This window comes from Streptomyces sp. DSM 40868, assembly GCF_011820545.1.
GTDB classification, from domain to species: domain Bacteria; phylum Actinomycetota; class Actinomycetes; order Streptomycetales; family Streptomycetaceae; genus Streptomyces; species Streptomyces eurythermus.
In genome coordinates, this window is record NZ_CP050504.1 from 3,366,463 (window position 1) to 3,385,360 (window position 18,898).

At 74.8% G+C, this 18,898-nt stretch carries 16 protein-coding genes; 8 read left to right on the forward strand and 8 right to left on the reverse strand.

All coding sequences use genetic code 11. The annotated features are described in order from the left end of the window. Position 1 precedes the first annotated feature (1 nt). From HB370_RS15160 to HB370_RS15185, 6 genes are read left to right on the forward strand one after another with little or no spacing between them, the layout of a single operon-like run. Positions 2-1,375 (forward strand): O-antigen ligase family protein, encoded by a 1,374-nt coding sequence (locus HB370_RS15160; protein ID WP_037701554.1) that lies wholly within the window; start codon positions 2-4, stop codon positions 1,373-1,375. Next, positions 1,372-3,132 carry a lipid II flippase MurJ gene (locus HB370_RS15165; protein WP_051815636.1) on the forward strand — a complete coding sequence of 587 codons (1,761 nt, stop codon included), beginning with the start codon at positions 1,372-1,374 and terminating at the stop codon, positions 3,130-3,132. The genes HB370_RS15160 and HB370_RS15165 overlap by 4 nt, the downstream gene beginning before the upstream one ends. After that, positions 3,113-3,859 (forward strand): polysaccharide deacetylase family protein, encoded by a 747-nt coding sequence (locus HB370_RS15170; RefSeq protein ID WP_244405529.1) that lies wholly within the window; start codon positions 3,113-3,115, stop codon positions 3,857-3,859. The genes HB370_RS15165 and HB370_RS15170 overlap by 20 nt, the downstream gene beginning before the upstream one ends. Further along, positions 3,856-5,013: a glycosyltransferase gene (locus HB370_RS15175; protein WP_030782161.1), complete on the forward strand. Its 1,158-nt coding sequence runs from the start codon at positions 3,856-3,858 to the stop codon at positions 5,011-5,013. Before HB370_RS15170 ends, HB370_RS15175 begins: the two co-directional genes overlap by 4 nt. Next, positions 5,010-5,666 (forward strand): hypothetical protein, encoded by a 657-nt coding sequence (locus HB370_RS15180; protein WP_030782165.1) that lies wholly within the window; start codon positions 5,010-5,012, stop codon positions 5,664-5,666. The genes HB370_RS15175 and HB370_RS15180 overlap by 4 nt, the downstream gene beginning before the upstream one ends. Next, entirely contained in the window at positions 5,663-6,787 is a 1,125-nt protein-coding gene (locus tag HB370_RS15185) for a GNAT family N-acetyltransferase (protein WP_030782168.1), read from the forward strand. Before HB370_RS15180 ends, HB370_RS15185 begins: the two co-directional genes overlap by 4 nt. Before the next feature lie 8 nt (positions 6,788-6,795). Here HB370_RS15185 and HB370_RS15190 read toward each other — a convergent pair whose 3' ends face one another. Beyond that, positions 6,796-7,905, reverse strand: a complete 1,110-nt coding sequence (locus HB370_RS15190) for a glycosyl hydrolase (RefSeq protein ID WP_106980652.1) — start codon at positions 7,903-7,905, stop codon at positions 6,796-6,798. A gap of 144 nt (positions 7,906-8,049) precedes the next feature. On the opposite strand from HB370_RS15190, the gene HB370_RS15195 reads away from it, so the two are divergent. Next, the gene (locus HB370_RS15195) at positions 8,050-9,255 is read left to right on the forward strand and encodes an NAD(P)-binding domain-containing protein (RefSeq protein WP_051815643.1); all 1,206 of its coding nucleotides are present in this window, start codon (positions 8,050-8,052) and stop codon (positions 9,253-9,255) included. Positions 9,256-9,339: 84 nt separating this feature from the next. Here the strand turns inward: HB370_RS15195 and HB370_RS15200 are convergent, their stop codons facing one another. The 3 genes from HB370_RS15200 to HB370_RS15210 form a co-directional block, all read right to left on the reverse strand. After that, positions 9,340-10,161, reverse strand: coding sequence for a chaplin (locus HB370_RS15200; RefSeq protein WP_051815645.1), 822 nt, complete (start codon positions 10,159-10,161; stop codon positions 9,340-9,342). Between the two features lie 109 nt (positions 10,162-10,270). Beyond that, positions 10,271-10,498, reverse strand: a complete 228-nt coding sequence (locus HB370_RS15205) for a chaplin (protein WP_030782180.1) — start codon at positions 10,496-10,498, stop codon at positions 10,271-10,273. Positions 10,499-10,739: 241 nt separating this feature from the next. Further along, positions 10,740-11,132, reverse strand: a complete 393-nt coding sequence (locus HB370_RS15210) for a rodlin (protein WP_030782186.1) — start codon at positions 11,130-11,132, stop codon at positions 10,740-10,742. 246 nt (positions 11,133-11,378) lie between these two features. Here HB370_RS15210 and HB370_RS15215 point away from each other — a divergent pair, with 246 nt between their 5' ends. Further along, entirely contained in the window at positions 11,379-11,777 is a 399-nt protein-coding gene (locus HB370_RS15215; RefSeq protein WP_030782189.1) for a rodlin, read from the forward strand. A gap of 72 nt (positions 11,778-11,849) precedes the next feature. Here the strand turns inward: HB370_RS15215 and HB370_RS15220 are convergent, their stop codons facing one another. The 4 genes from HB370_RS15220 to mmsA all read right to left on the reverse strand — a co-directional run bounded on the left by HB370_RS15220 (position 11,850) and on the right by mmsA (position 18,882). After that, a complete protein-coding gene (locus tag HB370_RS15220) occupies positions 11,850-12,704 on the reverse strand; it encodes an ABC transporter permease (RefSeq protein ID WP_030782193.1) in 855 nt (284 codons plus the stop codon). Next, positions 12,701-15,352: an alpha/beta fold hydrolase gene (locus HB370_RS15225; protein ID WP_030782198.1), complete on the reverse strand. Its 2,652-nt coding sequence runs from the start codon at positions 15,350-15,352 to the stop codon at positions 12,701-12,703. Before HB370_RS15225 ends, HB370_RS15220 begins: the two co-directional genes overlap by 4 nt. A gap of 121 nt (positions 15,353-15,473) precedes the next feature. Further along, on the reverse strand, positions 15,474-16,955 hold the full coding sequence (locus HB370_RS15230) for an APC family permease (RefSeq protein WP_244405530.1): 1,482 nt from the start codon (positions 16,953-16,955) through the stop codon (positions 15,474-15,476). Between the two features lie 424 nt (positions 16,956-17,379). Further along, positions 17,380-18,882 (reverse strand): CoA-acylating methylmalonate-semialdehyde dehydrogenase, encoded by a 1,503-nt coding sequence (gene mmsA, locus HB370_RS15235; RefSeq protein WP_030782206.1) that lies wholly within the window; start codon positions 18,880-18,882, stop codon positions 17,380-17,382. Positions 18,883-18,898: the final 16 nt, after the last annotated feature.

Sequence of the window (18,898 nt, forward strand, 5' to 3'; positions counted from 1 at the left end):
GATGGCCCTCGCCCCGCCGCCCGGCCTCCTCACCCGGCTGCGCCCGCTGCTGCCCGTACTGCCGGTGGTGGCCGTGGTGGCGCTGCTCGCGCTGCCGGTCACGCCCGGCGCGGACGGCGGTGCGGGTCCCGCCGACGCCCTGTCCGCGCTGGTCGTCGTCGCCTGCGCGGTACGGCTGCTGCGCGCGCGCCGCCGCCCGCTGACCCCGGCCGCCGCGGTGATCCTCGGCCTGCCGGTGGCCGGACTGGTGCCGGCCGCGCTGCACGCGGTCCCGGCTGACGCCGGGATCACCGGGCTGGGCCGCTACCTCCAGGTCTTCGTCCTGGTCCCGGCCGCCGTGGTGCTCCTGCTCCGCGACCGGGCCGACTTCCGGCTGCTGGCCTGGTCGTTCGTGGGGCTCGCGCTGTGGCAGGGGGCGGTCGGCACGCACCAGTACGTCACCGGGACCGGGGCCTCCTACCAGGGCCGGGACGTCCGGGCGGTCGGCACCTTCGGGGTGACGGACGTGATGGGCATGGCCACGGTGGTGTCGTTCGGGCTGGTGTGCGCGGTGGGGCTGGCGCTGGGCCGTACCGGGTCCCGGGAACGGGCCGTGGCCCTCGCCTGCGCGCTGCTCCTGCCGGTGCCGCTCGCCCTGTCCTTCAGCCGGGGCGCCTGGATCGCCACCGCCGTCACCCTGACCGTGCAGCTGCTGCTGGCCGGGGTGCGCCGGGCGGTGCGGGTGGCGGCGGCCGTGCTGGCGGCGGGGGTGGTGCTGGTGGGCGGCCTGGGGGTGGGGACGACGATGCTCCGGGAGCGGATCGACAGCATCACGCGGGTCGCCGACGCGCCGGACCAGTCGGTCACCGACCGGTACACGATGTGGGCGGCGGCCCTCGGCATGTGGCGGGAGCAGCCGCTGACCGGCGTCGGGCTGAAGGCGTTTCCCGAGTACCGCGACGCGCACGCCTCGCTGGCGCTGTCCTCGGGCAGCGACACGGAGGGCGCGGGCGCCGCCTTCCGCCGGCAGCCGCTGCTGTCCCCGCACAACATGTACCTGCTGGTCCTCGGCGAACAGGGGCTGACCGGGCTGCTGTGCCTGGCGGGCGGCTGGCTGGCCCTGCTGGTGTGCGCCCTGCGCGGCCTGCGCCTCGCCCGCGCGGCCGGCGGCCGGGGCCTGGACTGCGCGCTGGTCGCCTGCGGGCTGCTGGTCTGGCAGCTCGTGGACTTCGCGTACGCCGACATCGGCGGCCCGTCGACCGTGCTGACGGCGGTGTCCCTCGGCCTGGCCGCGTGGTGGGCCCTGCCGGCCACCGACCACCCCGGCCCGGCGGACCCCCGTACCACCACCTCGCCCCCGCGTCCGGCGGTACGGGGACAGGCGGCCACGCGATGACCCGCACCCCCGACGGAACCGAGGGCCCACAGCCCGACACCGGCACGTCCGCCGTGACCGCCGTACCCGCAACACTGGAACCGGAGACCGGCCTCGGCCCGTCCGCCGCACCCCCCGCCCCCGCGGGCCGCCCCCCGGGGTCCGCTGCCCCCGCCTCCCGTCTCCTGGCGCGGGCCGCGCTCCTCACCGCCTGTCTGTCCGTCGCCGCGGCGCTGCTCGGGCTGGTGCGGGACCAGTCGCTGGCGCGGTTGTTCGGGGCCGGGCGGGACACGGACGCCTTTCTGGTCGCCTGGACCGTGCCGGAGTTCGCGGCCACGCTGCTCATCGAGGACGGGCTGGCCTTCGCGCTGATCCCGGCGTTCAGCGCGGCCCTGGCCCGCCGGGCGCGGGGCGTCGCCGGGGATCCGGTGCGCGCGCTGATGGCCGGCACCCTGCCCCGGCTGGCGTCGGCGTTCGCGGCGGCCGGGGTGCTGCTCGCGCTGGCCGCGCCGTGGTGTGTCGCGGTGCTCGCGCCGGGCCTGCCCGACCCGGACCTGGCCGTGGACTGCACCCGGCTGACGGCGAGTTGCGTGCTGAGCTTCGGCCTCGCCGGATACTGCAGCGCGGCCCTGCGGGCGCACCGCCGCTTTCTCGCGCCGGCCGCCATCTACATCGTCCACAACGTCGCGATCATCACGGCGATGTACGCGTTCGGCGGCCGGTGGGGCGTACGGTCGGCCGCGTTCGGGGTCGCGGCGGGCGGCTGCCTGATGGTGGCGGTGCAACTTCCGTCGCTGATCACCGAGTTGCGTCGCGACAAGGGCGGTCGTACGAGGCTCAAGGGCCGTCGCACGAAGCTCGGCGGCGGTCGTGCGGAGCTGCGGCCCGCCGCCCCGGCGCCCCCGCTGGACGTGCCGCTGCTGGCCGCCGTGCTGCTGTTCGCGCTGTGCCGGCAGTCGCAGGTGCTCATCGAGCGGTTCCTGGCCTCCGGGCTGCCCGCCGGGGCCATCTCCCACCTGAACTACGCGCAGAAGGTCGCGCAGATCCCGATGACGCTGTCCATGATGCTGTCCACGGTCACCTTCCCGGTGGTGGCGCGGGCGCTGGCCGACGGCGACACCGAGCGGGCCCGGGGCCGGGTCGAGCGGGACGTCGCGGTGGCCGCCCGCCTGGTGCTGCTCGGCGCGGCCGCCGTCGTGGCCTGCGCCCCGCAGCTGATCGGGCTGCTGTTCCAGCGGGGCGCGTTCACGGCCCAGGACACGGCGGCGACCGCCGGCATCATGCGCGTCTACGCGCTCGGGCTGCTCGCCCAGACCCTGACCGGGGTCCTGGTCCGCTCGTACTTCTCGGCGGGCCGCGCCACCTGGTACCCGCTGTCCGCGATGGCCGCGGGGATCGCCGCGACCTGGGGGCTCGGCGCGGGCACGGCCGGTTCCCTGGGTGCCGTCGGGATCGCCGCCGCCAACGCCGCCGGGATCACCCTGACCGCCGCGCTGCTGCTCGCGGGCACCGGCCGCCGCGGGGTGCCGCTGCGGGCCGGGGCCGTGCTGCGCGGGCTGGGCCGTCCCCTGCGGGCGGCCGGCGCGGCCACCGTGGCGGGCGGGTTCGCGGCGGGAGCGCCGGCGGCCGCCCCGGCCGGGCTCGCCGCCGGCGCGGCCACGGTGACCGTCGTCTTCCTGCTGCTCGGCGGCGCCCCGGGTGCCCGCGCCCTGGCCCCCGCCCTCCGTCCCGTCCGCTCCCTCCCGCAAAGGCTCGCCCATGCCCTCTCCACCCGCTGAGTCCCCGGCGCCCGGCCCGGCCCCGTGGATCGCCATGTACCACTCGGTCGGCGACTGCTCCGACGACCCGTACCGCGTCACCGTCTCCCCCGGCCGGCTGGAGCGGCAGTTGCGCTGGCTGGTCCGGCGGGGGCTGCGCGGGGTGTCGGTGGCCGAGCTGCTGGCCGCCCGGGACCGGGGCGAGGGGAGGGACCTGGTGGGTCTCACGTTCGACGACGGGTATGCCGACTTCCTCGTCAACGCCCTGCCGGTGCTGAACCGTTGGCAGTGCACGGCCACCCTGTTCGTGCTGCCCGGCCGGCTCGGCGGCGACAACGCCTGGGATCCGCTGGGCCCGCGCAGGCCGCTGCTGACCGCCGACGGCATCCGGCGGGCCGCCGCCGAGGGCGTGGAGATCGGCTCGCACGGCCTCACCCACGTCGATCTCACCCGGGCCGACGACACCCGGCTGAAGTCCGAGACGGCCGAGAGCCGGGCCGCCCTGGAGGAGTTGACGGGTGCTCCGGTGGGCGGCTTCTGCTACCCGTACGGCACGGTCGACCGGCGCGCGGTGGCGGCCGTGCGGGAGGCCGGGTACGCCTACGCGTGCGCCATCGACCCCGGGGAGCTGACCGGCCGGCACGCCCTGCCGCGGGTGCACATCGGGCAGAACGACACCGCCGTGCGCCTGCTGCTGAAACGCCGGCTGCACCGGTGGCGCCGACGGCCGGTGGAGGGACTGCGGTGAGGGTCCTGCACATCATCACCGGGCTCAACGTGGGCGGTGCCGAGCAGCAACTGCGGCTGCTGCTGCGGCATCTGCCCGTCGAGTGCGAGGTGGTCACGCTGACCGATCCGGGGCCGGTGGCCGACGGGCTCAGGGCCGACGGGGTGCGGGTGATCCACCTCGGCATGTCCGGCAACCGCGACCTGGGCGCGCTGCCCCGGCTGACCGGGCTCATCCGGCGCGGCCGGTACGACGTGGTGCACACCCACCTGTACCGGGCCTGCCTGTACGGGCGGATCGCCGCCCGGCTGGCCGGGGTGCGCGCCGTCGTCGCCACCGAGCACTCGCTCGGTGACACCCAGACGGAGGGCCGGCCGCTCACGGTGGGGGTCCGCGCGCTGTATCTGCTGGGCGAGCGGCTGGGGCGGACCACCGTCGCGGTCTCCCCGGCGGTCGCCGCCCGGCTGGCCCGCTGGGGCGTGCCCGAGCCGCGCATCACGGTCGTGCCGAACGGCATCGACGTCGCCCGGTTCGCCTACGACCCGGCGGCCCGCCGCCGCGCCCGGTCCGAACTGGGCCTGGACGAGAGTGCGTTCGTGATCGGCGGTATCGGCCGGCTCGTCCCCGGCAAGCGCTTCGACGTCCTGGTGCACGCCCTGGCCGGGCTGCCCGCCGACTGCCGGCTGCTGCTGGTCGGCGGCGGCCCGCAGGAAGGCGCGCTGCGGCGGGCCGCGCACCGGGCCGGCGTCGCGGACCGGGTGGTGTTCGCCGGGGAGCGGCCGTATCTGCCCGACGGCTCGCCCGGGCCCGGGCTGCCCGCGCTGGCCTCGGCGATGGACGTACTGGCCGCCCCCTCCCCCGAGGAGGCGTTCGGGCTGGCGGTGGTGGAGGCGCTCGCGGCGGGGCTGCCGGTGCGCTACACCTCCTGCCCGGCCCTCGAGGACCTGCCGCCCGAGGCCGCCCCGGACGCGGTACGGGTCCCGTGCGACCCCGGCGCGTACGCCCGCGCGCTCGCCGGGGTGCGCGCCGCCGGGCCCGGTCCGCGCGCCCCCGCCGGGGCGGCCCGCCACTACTGCGTCACCCGCAGCGCCGCCCGGCTCCTGAACGTCTACGCGGCGGCACTCGCCCACCCGGCCCGGACCCCCGGCCCCCCGCAGAAAGCCGTCCTGTCATGACCGAGAACCACACCCGGCGCCACCGCGGCCCCCGTCTCACCCCGCCCCGCGCGCTCCCGCCCTGGTCGCTGGTGGCGGCCGGGGTCCTCGCGGGCGGGCTGCTGGGGGGCGGGTACGGCGTGCTGCGGCCCGCCGAGTACACGGCCACCAGCTATCTGGTCGCCGTGCCCGGCGAGCGTTCCGACTCCGCCGGCGCGCTGGGCTTCGCGCAGGCCTACGGCCGTATCGCCACCCAGCCCGCGGTGCTCGCCGACGCCCAGGCGGCCGCCGGGGTGCCGGTGGCCGCGCTGCGCGCCGGGGTGCGCACCGCGACCTCGCCGGACGCGCCGATGGTCGCCGTCTCCGCCACCTCGCCCCGCCCGGCCGAGGCCGCCGCCATGGCCAACGCGGTCGCGGGGGCGCTGTCCCGGCGCGCCGACGCGGCCCGGGCCGGCACCCGGGTGTCCCTGGTGCCGTTCACCCGCGCGGTACGGCCCACCGAGCCGTCCTCGGCGTCCGCCGGGGTGACGGGGCTGGTCGGGGCGGCCGGAGGCGGGCTGCTCGGCGCCCTGGCGCTGCTGGTACGGCCGCGCCGCGCACCGGAGGCGGAGACCCCGCGCCCGGCCCCGGTGCCCGGACCGGCCGTCGCCGACGGCGCGCGCGGCCCGCGGTGACGGCCACCGTCACGGCACGCGCCCGGGCCGTCCGCCTCACCGCGCAGCTCGTCACCGACCCGGAGGTGTTCGCCGGGCTGGCCCCGGCCTGGGGGCGGCTGTTCGGGCGGTGCGCCGCCGCGACCCCGTTCCAGAGCCACGCCTGGCTGCACTCGTGGTGGCTGTCGTACGGCCGGCCCGGACGGCTGCGGCTGCTGCTGGTACGGGCCGGCCGTGACCTGGTGGCCGCCGCGCCGCTGACACTGGTCCGCCGGCCGCTGCCCGCGCTGCTGCCGCTCGGCACGGGCATCTCCGACTACGCGGACGTGCTGCTGGACGACGCCGACGACGGGCGGGTGGCGGGCGCGCTCACCTCGGTGCTCGCGGACGCGGCCCGCACCGCGCTGGTCGACTTCCGGGAGGTGCGCCCGGGCGGGGCGGTGGAGCGGGTCTACGACCGCTGGCCCGGGCCGCGCCGCGCGGTCCCCGACTCGCCGTGCCTGGAGCTGCCCGGGCTGTCCATGGACGGGCTGATCGCCCGCCTGCCGTCGGCCAAGTCCGGCCAGCGGGTGCGGGCCAAGCTGCGCCGGCTGGCCGCGCTGGGCGTGCGGCGGCGGACGGTGGGGCCGGAGGAGGTGGAGACGGCCCTGGTCCGGCTGCTGGCGCTGCACCGGCTGCAGTGGCAGGGCCGGGGGGTGACGAGCGAGCATCTGCGGCCCCGGTTCCGGGCGCATCTGCTGCGCGCGGTGGGCCCGATGGTGCGCTCGGGCAACGCGGTGGTCACCGAGTTCCGGATCGGCGAGGAGGTGGTGGCCGTGGACCTGACCCTGCTCTCGGGCGGCATGGCCGGCGGCTACCTCTACGGCGCCCATCCGGGCCTCAGGGAGCGCCGGGCGGACGTGGCGGTGATGCTGCTGGACGCCTGTGCCGAGCTGACGGGCGGCGGGCACGGCACGCTGAGCCTGCTGCGCGGCGACGAGCCGTACAAGCACCACTGGCGGCCCGAGCGCGTCGTCAACCAGCGGCTGCTGATGGCCCGCCGGCCCACCGCCCCGCTGCTGACGGCCGCGCTGTGCGGGGCGGAGGCCCGGCGGCGGGGCAGGGAGGTGCGGCACCGGTGGCGGACGCGCGGCCAGGGCTGAACCCCCGCCTAGCGGTCCCCGGGCCACCGGTCGAAGGGGAAGCACGGCCGGCTGCCGAACCCGTACGCGGCCCAGTCGCCGAGGGCCGGCGGGACGCAGGCGGGCTGGCCGGTGCCGCCGTACAGGGCGGTCCGGTAGACCCGGGCCGAGCGCGGGTTGGCCGGGCACTGCCACACGCCGTGCGGGCAGTAGTCGGTCAGCGTGTGGTACACCGGCCGGTGTTCGCCGATCCAGTCGAGCATGTGCCGCATGTACTCGGCGTTGTCGCCGTTGCGGAACAGGCCCCATTCCGGGTACGACACGGGCTTGCCGTGGGCCTCGGCGAAGTCCACGTGCCACTGGAGGCCGTAGGGCTCGCTCACCTGCTCGGTGAAGGTCACCCCGGCCGGCTGGTCGTAGGAGTCCATGCCGAGGATGTCGACCGTGTCGTCCCCGGGGTAGCACTCGGTCCAGGGCACGGCGTCCCGCCCGCGGCTCGGCGCGAAGTCGAACCGGAACCGCTGGCCCGGCACCGCGCGCATGGCGGCGACGATCCTGTTCCAGTACGCCTTCCAGGCCGCGGGGTCCGGTGCGCAGCGATGGGTGTAGGTGGTGCCGTTCATCTCCCAGCCCAGGACGATCACCGTGTCCGGCACCCCCAGCGCCACCAGCCGCTCGGCCAGGGTCCGGAAGTGCCCGTCGAACGCGCCGTCCGCGCCCTGCCGCAGCAGTGCGCGCACCTCCTCGTCCGGGACGTCCTCCTCGTTGCGTTCCTGCATCGGCACGTTGAGGACGAGGGTCCGGCCGGCCTGCTCGCGCCGCCAGCCGGCCCAGGGCTCCAGGAAGCCGGGCGGGCCCTCGATGTCCTCCCACAGGCCGCCGGGCAGATAGGTGTGGGCGACCTTCAGCTCCGCCCCGCCGAGCCAGCGGCTCAGCCCGGCCATCCGCGCGACCCCGTCCGGACCGGAGTCGAGGAACGCCCCGAAGGCCGCGGCGGCCCGCGCGGGCGCGGGAGGCACGGGATCGTCCACGGCGGGTCCGGGTCGGGTCGCCACCAGTGCGAGGGCGACGAGCGCGGTGAACGCGGCGACGACCGAGGCCGCGCGCACGGCCGGCCCGCCACGCCGGTGTGAGGCCATCCGCCACTCCTCTCCGCGCGTCACCACACGTCACACGCCTCTGACACTCAGTCATACCTGTACGGGAAACGCCAGTGCGGTCGCCGCGTCCGGCCCCGGATCCCCCCGCACGGGCCAACGCGACCGAAAGCGAGCACATCGCCCATGTACGACCTGCTGGTGGTGGGTGCCGGACCGTACGGCCTGTCCATCGCGGCGCATGCCGCGGCGGCCGGACTGCGCGTCCGCGTCTTCGGGCGGCCCCTGGCGTTCTGGCGCGACCACATGCCCCGCGGCATGCTCCTGACGTCACCGCCGTGGGCGTCCGACCTGTCCGACCCGGAGGGCCGCTGGCGGCTCGACGTCTTCCGCGCCTTCCGCGGCCTGACCCCGGGGGATGCCGGGCCGGTCCCGCTGGAGGTGTTCACCGGGTACGGCATGTGGTTCGCCCGCAACGCCGTGCCCGGGACCGACGAGCGGACCGTGACCCGGGTGGCGCCGCGCGCCGGCGGCTTCGAGGCCGTCACCGAGGACGGGGAGACGTACACCGCGAGGACGGTCGCGCTGGCCGTGGGCCTGCTGCCGTTCGCCGAGCTGCCGGCCGCCCTGCGCGGACTGCCCCCGGCCCTGGTCACCCACAGCAGCCGGCACGCCCGGCTGGACCGGTTCCGCGACCGGGACGTCACCGTGCTCGGCGGCGGCCAGGGTGCCCTGGAGACGGCCGCGCTCCTCGCCGAACAGGGCACCCGGGTACGGCTGCTGGTCCGCGCCGACCGGTTGCGCTGGGAGAAGGCGCCGCCCCGGGAGCGTCCCCGGTGGCGCCCGGCCCGGCCCCCGCACGGCGGCCCCGGCGGGCGGAACCGGTGGTACTGCGAGCGGCCCGGGCTGTACCGGCGGCTGCCGGAGCGGGTCCGGGCCGGGGTCGCGGCGCGGGCGCTCGTCCCGGCCGGCTCCTGGTGGGTGCGCGAGCGGGTGGAGCACCGGGTGGAGGTGCTGTTCGGGCGGGAGGTGGCGGGCGCCCGGGAGGTGCCGGACGGGCTGCGCCTGGAGACGGTGGTCCGGCGGGGCGGGTCCGCGGTGCTGGAGACGGGGCACGTCATCGCGGCGACCGGCTTCCGGCCCGCTCTCGGCCGGCTGCGGCCGCTCGCCCCGGAGCTGCGCGCGCTGCTGGCGACGGGGGCGGGCGGGGTGCCGGAGGTGGGGCCGGAGTTCGAGTCGTCGTATCCGGGCCTGTTCCTGGCCGGTCCGGTCACGGCCGCGTGCTTCGGCCCGGCGGCGCGGTTCCTGCACGGCACGTCCTTCACGGCGGACACGCTGGTACGCGGCGTACGCCGGCGCCTGCGCACGGGTCCGGCGGGCTGGCCCCGCTGAGGAAGCCTCGCGCCGGAGGGCCTACGGCACGGGAGCGCGGCGGGCGGCGCGGGGTGCCGGGCGCTCGGTCCGGCACCCGGTGCGCTAGCTACGGCAGGCGGAGCGGCCGCGGCGGTAGAGGATGGTCCCGGCCCCGATCAGCACGGCACCGGCACCCGAGGCCGCCATCATGGTCCGGGTGTTCCCACCGGTCTGCGCGAGCACGGGCGGCTGCCCGGGCCGCTCCTGGTCCGCAGGAGGCGTGGTGCGGCCGGTATCCGGGGGCGTGCTGTGATCATCGCGCGGCGGGGTGGTCTCCTCGCCGCCGTAGGGGGGTGGGGTGGTCTCCTCACCGCCGTAGGGGGGTGGAGTCGTCTCCTCACCGCCGTAGGGAGGCGGGGTCGTCTCCTCACCACCGTACGGAGGCGGGGTCGTCTCCTCACCGCCGTACGGAGGCGGGGTCGTCTCCTCACCACCGTAGGGAGGCTTGGAAGTCTCCTCACCGCCGTAAGGAGGTGTCGGCGTCTCGTCCCCGCCGTAAGGAGGCGGAGTCGGCTTGTCGTTGCCGTAGGGCGGTGGGGTGTGGGTGTCGGGGCTCGGGCGGGTGCCGGAGTCGTCGGAGTCGCCGTACCCGTCGTGGGGCGGGGTGCTCTCCTGTGGCCGCGGGGCGGTGTGGCCCACGTTGGCGCAGGAGTTGCCGAACGCCGGGTTCAACGCGGCGGCCGCGTCGACGGAGTTGCCGCAGACGTTGACCGGGACGTTCACCGGGACCTGGACGTTGTTCCCGGACAGCACCCCGGGAGAACCCTGCGTGGTGCCGTGCGCATGGGAGTCGGCGAGCGCGGTGCCGCCGTACCAGGACAGCACGCCGGTCGCGGCGGCGGCCACGGCCATGCCCTTGCTGAGAGTCTGTCGTCGCAATGTCATGGTCTTCCTGCTCGGAGAAGTGGGAAGGCCGGCCCCGGAACGGCGAGTCGTCGGTCCGGGGCCGGCCAGTACACAGCCGGGGAAGCTGGTGAATCGCGCGGGGCGAACGTCAGTGGTTGACGCAGGCGTTGCCGAACGCCGGGTTCAGCAGCGCGATGATGTCGATGGTGTTGCCGCACAGGTTGATCGGCACGTGCACCGGGACCTGGATGACGTTGCCGGAGATGACACCCGGGCTGCCGACAGCGGCACCGTGGGCTCCGGAGTCCGCGAAGGCGGGCCCGGCCATACCCAGGGCCAGCACTGCGCCCGTGACGGCGACGACGGTCTTCTTCATGAAATGTTCCCTTCTCTGGGGCCACGCCCCGATGACGGCCAGAACCGTGCGAGCCCGACGTGAACGGTCGCGGCACGGAACGAGGAATTGACGCGAGAGGAGGCTGCGGAACAGGGACCGCGCGATAATCACTCGATCGCACCGCTTCCTCGTGCGTTCTTCCCTCATCTGAGGTAGGTGGAAAAAGGCCCGGGCGGCCCGCAGACGATGCCGCGGACAACCCGGGCCCTGCCGGTCCGGCTCAGCCTTCGCCGTTGGCCGAGAGGACCGCGAGGTCCTCCAGGATGTGCGAGAGCGCACCGTCGCGCTTGATGTTCGACGACTGGTCGCTGCACTGCTGGTCCAGATCGTCCGACAGGATCGGAACATCGTTGATCGGAACGATGTTGATGATCGGGACGTGGATGTCCTCGAGGGCGAGGCACGGCTTGTTCAGCGAGCCCTGGACCAGCGACAGCTGCGGGCTCATGGCACCCTCGGTGGACGAGTTGCCCCAGTCCGCCCGAGCGCCATTGCCATTCGCGACGGTCGGGCCGTCGTCGTTGCCGATGGCAAGCGCCTGCGGCGCGGCCGCCACCGCCATTCCCACGACCGAAGCGGCGGTCGCGGCGGCGACCATTGCCTTCTTGAGCACTTCGCGTTCCTTTCCTCGTAGCGACGCATGCCCTACGGCCTCATCAACCCGGCGCAACGGGAATGGTTCCGCCTATTCACTCGGTTGGCTCCCCGCCGTTCGAGAGGTGACGGCAGCCGCCAATCGGAAAAGCGCACCAGCAGCCCGGCCTATCGGCCGACGGGGTGAACGGCAGAAACCATGCGGGGGCAAGGGAGTTGACCAATGCGCTCCGGTGGACGGGGTTTTCTCAGAAAGGACTGGCCAGTGATCAAGAAGATTGTTGCCACCGCGGCCGTCGCCGCCTCGGCCGTGGGCGCCTCGGCTGCCGTGGCACCGCAGGCGCTGGCGATCGGCAACGACAGCGGCCCGACCGCCGCGAACGGCAACGGCGCCTGGCAGAGCTACGGCAACTCGGCCACGTACGGGAACATGAGCCCGCAGATCGCCCTGATCCAGGGCTCCTTCAACAAGCCGTGCATCGGACTGAACGACATCCACGTCCCGATCCTCAACATCGTTCCGATCAACGACCTGCCGATCCTCTCGGACGACATGACGCAGCAGTGCACCGAGAACTCCTCGAACGTCAAGCGCGACGGCGCACTGGCGCACCTGCTGGAGGACGTGTCGATCCTGTCCCTGAACGGCGAGTCCGGCAGCTGATCCGGCGCAACGGCCAGGAGCGGGCCACCGGGGGTTCCCGGTGGCCCGCTCCGGCGTGTTCGGGGCGTGGCGCTAGGAGACGACGTCCTTGCGGGAGAAGTTCCGGAACGCCAGGGCGAACAGCACCAGGGCGTACGTCACGGACAGCGCGGCGCCCTGGATCATGCCGGACCACTCCGGGGTCGGCTGGACGGCGTCCGCCCAGGCGAACTGCCAGTGCGCGGGCAGGAAGTCGCGCCAGTGGCCGAGGGCGGTGACGGCGTCCAGGACGTTGCCGAGGATGGTCAGGCCGACCGCGCCGCCGACCGCGCCCAGCGGGGCGTCCGTCACCGTGGACAGCCAGAACGCCAGCCCGGCGGTGACCAGCTGGGACACGAAGATGTACGCCACCGCCACCAGGAGCCGCTGGGCCGCCGTACCGGTGTCCAGCGCGCCGCCGGTGGGGATCCGCAGCGGGCCCCAGCCGTAGGCGGCCGTGCCGGCGGCGAGCGCCACGAGCGGCAGCAGCACCATCGCGGCGAGGGACAGCCCGAGCGCCACGACGAGCTTGGACCACAGCAGCCGGGCGCGGGGCACGGGCGCGGCGAGCAGATAGCGCAGCGAGGACCAGCTCGCCTCGGAGGCGACCGTGTCCCCGCAGAACAGGGCGACCGGGATGACCAGCAGGAAGCCGGCCGACACGAAGAGGCTGACGGCGGCGAAGTTGGCGCCGGAGGCGGTGGCCGTGTCCATCAGCGTGACCCGGTCGCCGCGGCCGCCGGGGTCGCCGCCGACCGCGAAGGCGATCAGCAGCACGAACGGCAGCACGGCCAGGACCGCGCCCATGACCAGGGTGCGGCGCCGCTTCAGCTGGCGGACCAGCTCGACCCGCAGCGGCAGGGTGCGCCCCGCCTGATAGCCGGAGGCGACCTCGGTGAGGGTGCTCATGCGGAACCTCCGATCAGGGTGAGGAAGGCGTCTTCCAGGCGGCGGTGCGGGCCGATGGAGGCGACCGGCAGCTCCAGCCGCACCAGCTCGGCGACCAGCCGTTCGGCGGTGCCGCCGGGGGCGAGCCGGACCAGCAGCCCGTCGTCGGTGCGCACGGCGGAGGCGACGCCGGGCAGCGCGGCCACCTTCTCCGCCACCGGCTCCTCCACGGGCCGGGCGGTGCCGACCAGCAGGGTGTCGCCGGAGCCGACGATGTCCCGGACCTCTCCGGCCCGCACCAGCCGGCCGCGGTCCATCACGACCAGGTGGGTGCAGGTCTGCTCGACCTCGGCGAGCAGATGGCTGGAGACGATGACCGTGCGGCCGCCGGCCGCGTAGCGGATCATCACCTCGCGCATCTCGCGGATCTGAGGCGGGTCCAGGCCGTTGGTGGGTTCGTCCAGAATGAGCAGGTCGGGCAGGCCGAGCATGGCCTGGGCGATGGCCAGGCGCTGGCGCATGCCCTGGGAGTAGGTGCGCACCGCGCGGGCCAGGGCGTCGCCGAGCCCGGCGATCTCCAGGGCCTCGTCCAGGTGGGCGTCCTCGGGCGGGCGGCCGGTGGCCCGCCAGTACAGCTCCAGGTTCTCCCGGCCGGACAGGTGGGGCAGGAAACCGGCGCCCTCCACGAAGGCGCCGACCCGGGAGAGCACCGACGCGCCGGGCCGGACGGCGTGCCCGAAGACCCGGATCTCGCCGTCGTCGGGGCGGATCAGGCCCATGAGCATGCGCAGGGTGGTGGTCTTGCCCGCGCCGTTGGGCCCGAGCAGTCCGAGGATCTGGCCCTTGTCCACCCGGAAGGAGAGGTCCCGGACGGCGTACCGGTCCGTGGACTTGGCGTAGCGCTTGCTCAGGCCCTCGATGACGAGGGGGACCTCGGCCAGATCCGGGTCGGGGGCGGGGGCGGCCGTGCGGCGGCGGGCGGTGAGCAGCAGGGCGAGGGCGGCCGCGGCACCGGCCGCGGGCAGCCACCACACCCAGGCGGGCAGGGGCGCGGCGGCCGTGGTGACCTCGGGCGCCGTCGGCACGCTCAGGTCCGACTTCAGGGAGACGGTGTAGGTGGCCGGGGCGGCCGGTGAGGCGTAGCCGAGGTCGGTGGAGGCGAGGACCAAGCGGAGCCGGTGGCCCTTGCGCACCTCGTGGTCGATCGCCGGGAGGGTGACGGTGACGTCCTTGCCCGCCTTCGCTCCGGTCACCCGGAACGGGGTGACGAGCTGGGCGGGGAGCACCGGGCGGCCGCCGTCGGGGCCGACGTCGTAGACCTTGCCGAACAGGACGGCGTCGTCACGGGTGGAGGTGATGTGCACGGTGGCCGTCGGGGTGCCGGTGATCCGCAGGTCGCGGGTGAGCGGTGCCGAGTCGAACCGGGCGTACTGGCCGGGGAAGTCCACGGAGAGGCCGACGCCGAGCGCGGACAGCCGGGCCAGGCCGCCGGAGGCGCCGAGGCCGGGCAGCGCGGAGACGCCGGGCGGGGTGGCGCCGGCCGGGTTGGCGACGCGCTGGGCGGGGCCGGTGAGGGCGAGGGCGCGCGGGTGGTCGCGCAGGCCGGGGTAGCCGTCGGCGCTCGCGCCGCGCAGCCGGGCAGTGCCGTCGGTGGAGTCGACGCCTCCGGTGCGGGTGATCCGGAAGGCCGGGCCGGTGTCGGTGTCCTTGTCGCCCTTCAGGTACCGGTCGAACCAGGCGCGCGTGCGTGCCTCGATCCGGGCGGTCTCCATGTCGCCGCCGTCGTGTCCGCCGGCGATCCAGTCGACGGCGACGGGGGCGCCGTTCGCGCGGATGGCCCGGGCGGCGGCGTCGGCCTGGTCGAGGGGGAACAGGGAGTCCGTCTGCCCCTGTACCAGCAGGGTGGGCACCTTGACGCGGTCGCCGACGGCGGACGGCGAGCGTCGCGTGAGCAGCGCGCGGGCGGCCGGGTCGGGGGTGCCGGAGGCGGCGACGCGCTCGTACATCCGGCACAGCTCGGGCTGGAACCTGGCGCAGCCGCCGCCGGTGTTGACGAACACGCCGGCCCAGAGCTTCTTGAACACGCCGTTGGGGAGCAGGGCGTCGGCGAGGTTCCAGTAGGTGATGGCCGGGGCGATGGCGTCGATCCGGCGGTCGTGGCCGGCGGCGAGCAGGGCGACCGCGCCGCCGTAGGAGCCGCCGGCCACGCCCACGCGCGGGTCGCCGGTCCGGTCGAGCCGTACCTCGGGCCGTTTCGCCAGCCAGTCGAGGAGCCGGGAGACGTCGGCGACCTCGGCCTGGGGGTCGTTCAGCCCGATCTTCCCGGTGGAGCGGCCGAAGCCGCGCGCGGACCAGGTGAGGACCGCGTACCCGGAGCGGGCGAGGTCCTCGGCCTGCCGGCGCATGTCGTCCTTGCTGCCGCCGAAGCCGTGCGCGAGCAGTACGGCGGGGTGGCGGCCGGTGTCGGCCGGGGTGACGTAGGAGGTGTCCAGGCGCGCCCCGTCGACCGCGAGGACGTGCTCGCTGCGGCGCACGGCACGGGTGTCGTCGGAGGCGACGGCCGCCGTCCACGTCCCGGCACCGGCGAGCACCAGGGCGGCGGCCACGGCGGCTACGAGCCGGCGCGGCCGCCGCCGGGGCGTCCGGGGTGCGCGAGGTCGAAGATCCATGGGTCAACGGTACGGGGCCGCACCGACAAGCGCTGCTGCCGCCGGGGGGAGGGGCGGGCCCTCCCTGGGGCGTACGGAGGCTTCGCCGCGTACCGCGCCCGCGGTAGGGCCGGGGTGCTTCTCAGGCCTGTGCTTCGCCGGTGACCGGTGCGGGGGCCGGGGTCACCGGACCTGCCTGGGCCGGGATGGTCACCGCCGGGTCCGCCGGGTCCGTGATCCGCGCGTCCTCGGGGAGGGACACCAGCCAGCGGGTGTCGCGGCGGGGCCGCAGGTACAGGGCCCAGTACAGGGTGGCGACGGCGGTGATCCCGCCGGTCCACAGCAGGTAGCTCGCCTCCTGCTGGGTCAGGATGTAGGCGAGGACGGCGATGAGCAGGACCGGCACCGCGGGCCACAGCGGCATCCGCCAGGCGGGCGTGTGCTTGTGGGAGCCGCGGCGGGCGAGCAGCGCGGCGACCGCGACCAGCAGGTACATGCCGGTGACCGAGACGCCGGTGACGCCGTAGAGGGTGTCGAGGTTGACGAAGCAGAGGACCGCGCCGGGGACGCCGACGGCGAGGGTGGCCACCCAGGGGGAGCCGAAGCGGCCGAGCCGGGAGAAGACCGTGTTGACCGGGGCGGGCCAGGCCTTGTCGCGGGCGGAGGCGAACAGCACGCGGGAGTTCTGGATGACCATGACGATGCCCGCGTTGATGATGGCGAGGGCCACGCAGAGGCTGACGAAGGTGCCGACCGCGGAGTTGGACCAGGCGGTGACCATGGTGCTGATGTCGCCGCCGGTCAGCTCGGAGAGGTCGGAGGCGCCGAGGGTGATGGCGACGACGGGCACCAGGATGACCACGGTGGAGATGGCGAGGGTGGCGAGGACCGTGCGGGCGACGTTGCGGCGCGGGTTCTCCAGTTCCTCGGAGAGGTAGACGGCGGTGGAGAAGCCCTGGGTGATGAACAGGGCGATGGCGAGGCCGGAGACCACCAGCATGGCCGTCACGGTGTCCGCGTGGCCGTGTTCGCCGGCCACTTTCATGGAGACGAGGCTGCCCATCCCGCGGTGGCCGTGCGAGAAGCCGAGCACGGCGACGACACCGGCGGCGATGACCTCGAGGACCAGGAAGACGCCGGTGATCCAGGCGTTGGCGCGCAGGTCGAGCAGGCCGGCGAGGGTGGCGAGGAGCATCACGCCGGCGCCGGTCATGGACGGGTCGAGGTGGACGATCGGGGCGAGGTAGTCCGCCGTGCCCATCGCGATCACGGGCGGGACGATCATGACGACCAGCAGGGAGAGCACGAAGACGAGCCAGCCCGCGAGCCGCCCGGCCATCGTGGACACCATGGCGTACTCGCCGCCCGCGCTCGGGATGAGTGTGCCCAGTTCCGAGTAGCAGAACGCCACGGCGACGCAGAGGAGGGAGCCGATGGCGATGGTCAGGGCGGTGGCGGTACCGAGGGAGCCGAACAGGTCGGGCACCACGACGAAGAGCGTGGAGGCGGGCGTGACGCAGGACAGCGTCAGGAGGGTGCCGCCCACGACACCGATGGAGCGCTTCAGCCCGGGGGCGGGGGCTGTCACGGCGTCGGCCACGGTCTTGTGGTGGGTGTCGGTCATGGAGCGGTTCCGATCGACTGGTGCGAGTGAGGGTGGGCTCGGGAGCGCTATCGCCTCCGGCGGATCGTCGAATGTTCGGTCTCGTCCGCTCCCGGCGCTGCATAGAACCCCGACGAAAACCCCCACGTCAATGGCCGTTTACCTACGGAATCCGAAGCTCCGCTTTTCCGTGGGCGGCATCGCTTTCCCAGGCCGTTACGCCCTACAGGTGCATCCATCAAGCTCGAACCGGTTGTGACCTTGCTTTCAAAGGCGCCATCGGGGCAACCCCTTTGTCGCCCGTTTCGTCCGCACTGCACGGGAACCGCAGCGAACGTTTCAAAAAAATGTCAGGCGTCCGCTATCCGGACGGGCCCGCCGGAGGGTCCGCGGACACACCGGTGCCCCGCCCGCCGCCGCGCGGAGGACGGGGCACCGCTCCGGCTCAGTGGTTGCGCGGGAAGCCCAGGTCCACGCCCGCCGGGGCGTCGGCCGGGTCGGGCCAGCGGGTGGTGACGACCTTGCCGCGGGTGTAGAAGTGCGTGCCGTCGTTGCCGTAGATGTGGTGGTCGCCGAAGAGCGAGTCCTTCCAGCCGCCGAAGGAGTGGTAGCCCACCGGCACCGGGATCGGCACGTTCACGCCGACCATGCCCGCCTCGACCTCCAGCTGGAAGCGCCGCGCCGCGCCGCCGTCCCGGGTGAAGATCGCGGTGCCGTTGCCGAACGGCGAGGCGTTGATGAGCGCCACGCCCTCCTCGTAGGTGCCGGCGCGCAGCACGCACAGCACCGGGCCGAAGATCTCGTCCTGGTACGCCTTGGCGGTGGTCGGCACCCGGTCCAGCAGCGAGATGCCGATCCAGTGGCCGTCCTCGAAGCCCTCCACCGTGTACCCGGTGCCGTCGAGCACGACCTCGCAGCCCTCGGCGGCGGCGCCCGCGACGTAGGAGGCCACCTTGTCCCGGTGCGCCTTGGTGATCAGCGGGCCCATCTCGGACGCCGGGTCGTTGCCGGGACCGATCTTGATCTTCTCGGCGCGCTCGCGGATCTTCTCCACCAGCGTGTCGCCGATGGAGCCGACCGCCACGACCGCCGAGATGGCCATGCAGCGCTCGCCGGCCGAGCCGTAGGCCGCGCTCACCGCCGCGTCGGCCGCCGCGTCCAGGTCGGCGTCCGGCAGCACCAGCATGTGGTTCTTGGCGCCGCCGAGGGCCTGTACCCGCTTGCCGTGCGCGGAGGCGGTGGCGTGGATGTGCCGGGCGATCGGGGTGGAGCCGACGAAGGAGACGGCCTTGACGTCCGGGTGCTCCAGGAGGCGGTCGACGGCCACCTTGTCGCCGTGGACGACGTTGAAGACACCGTCGGGCAGACCGGCCTCGGACAGTAGCTCGGCGATCCGCACGGACGCGGACGGGTCCTTCTCGCTGGGCTTGAGCACGAAGGTGTTGCCGCAGGCGATGGCGATCGGGAACATCCACATCGGGACCATCGCCGGGAAGTTGAACGGCGTGATGCCCGCGACGACGCCGAGCGGCTGGCGGATCGCGGCCACGTCGACCCGGCTGGCGACCTGCGTGGACAGCTCGCCCTTGAGCTGGACGTTGATCCCGCAGGCCAGGTCCACGATCTCCAGGCCGCGCGCGACCTCGCCGAGCGCGTCGGAGTGCACCTTGCCGTGCTCGGCGGTGATCAGCTCGGCGATCTCGTCGCGGTGGGCGTCCAGCAGCGCCCGGAACCGGAACAGGATGGAGGTGCGCTGGGCCAGCGAGGACTGGCCCCAGGAGGCGAAGGCGTCCTTGGCCGACGCGACCGCCGCGTCCACCTCCTCGGCCGACGCGAACGCGACCTTCGTCGTCACCGCGCCGGTCGCCGGGTCGGTGACCGGCCCGTACGCACCCGACGCGCCGTCGACGGTCTTGCCGCCGATCCAGTGGTTGACGATCTTCGTCATGTCCGGGGACTCCTTC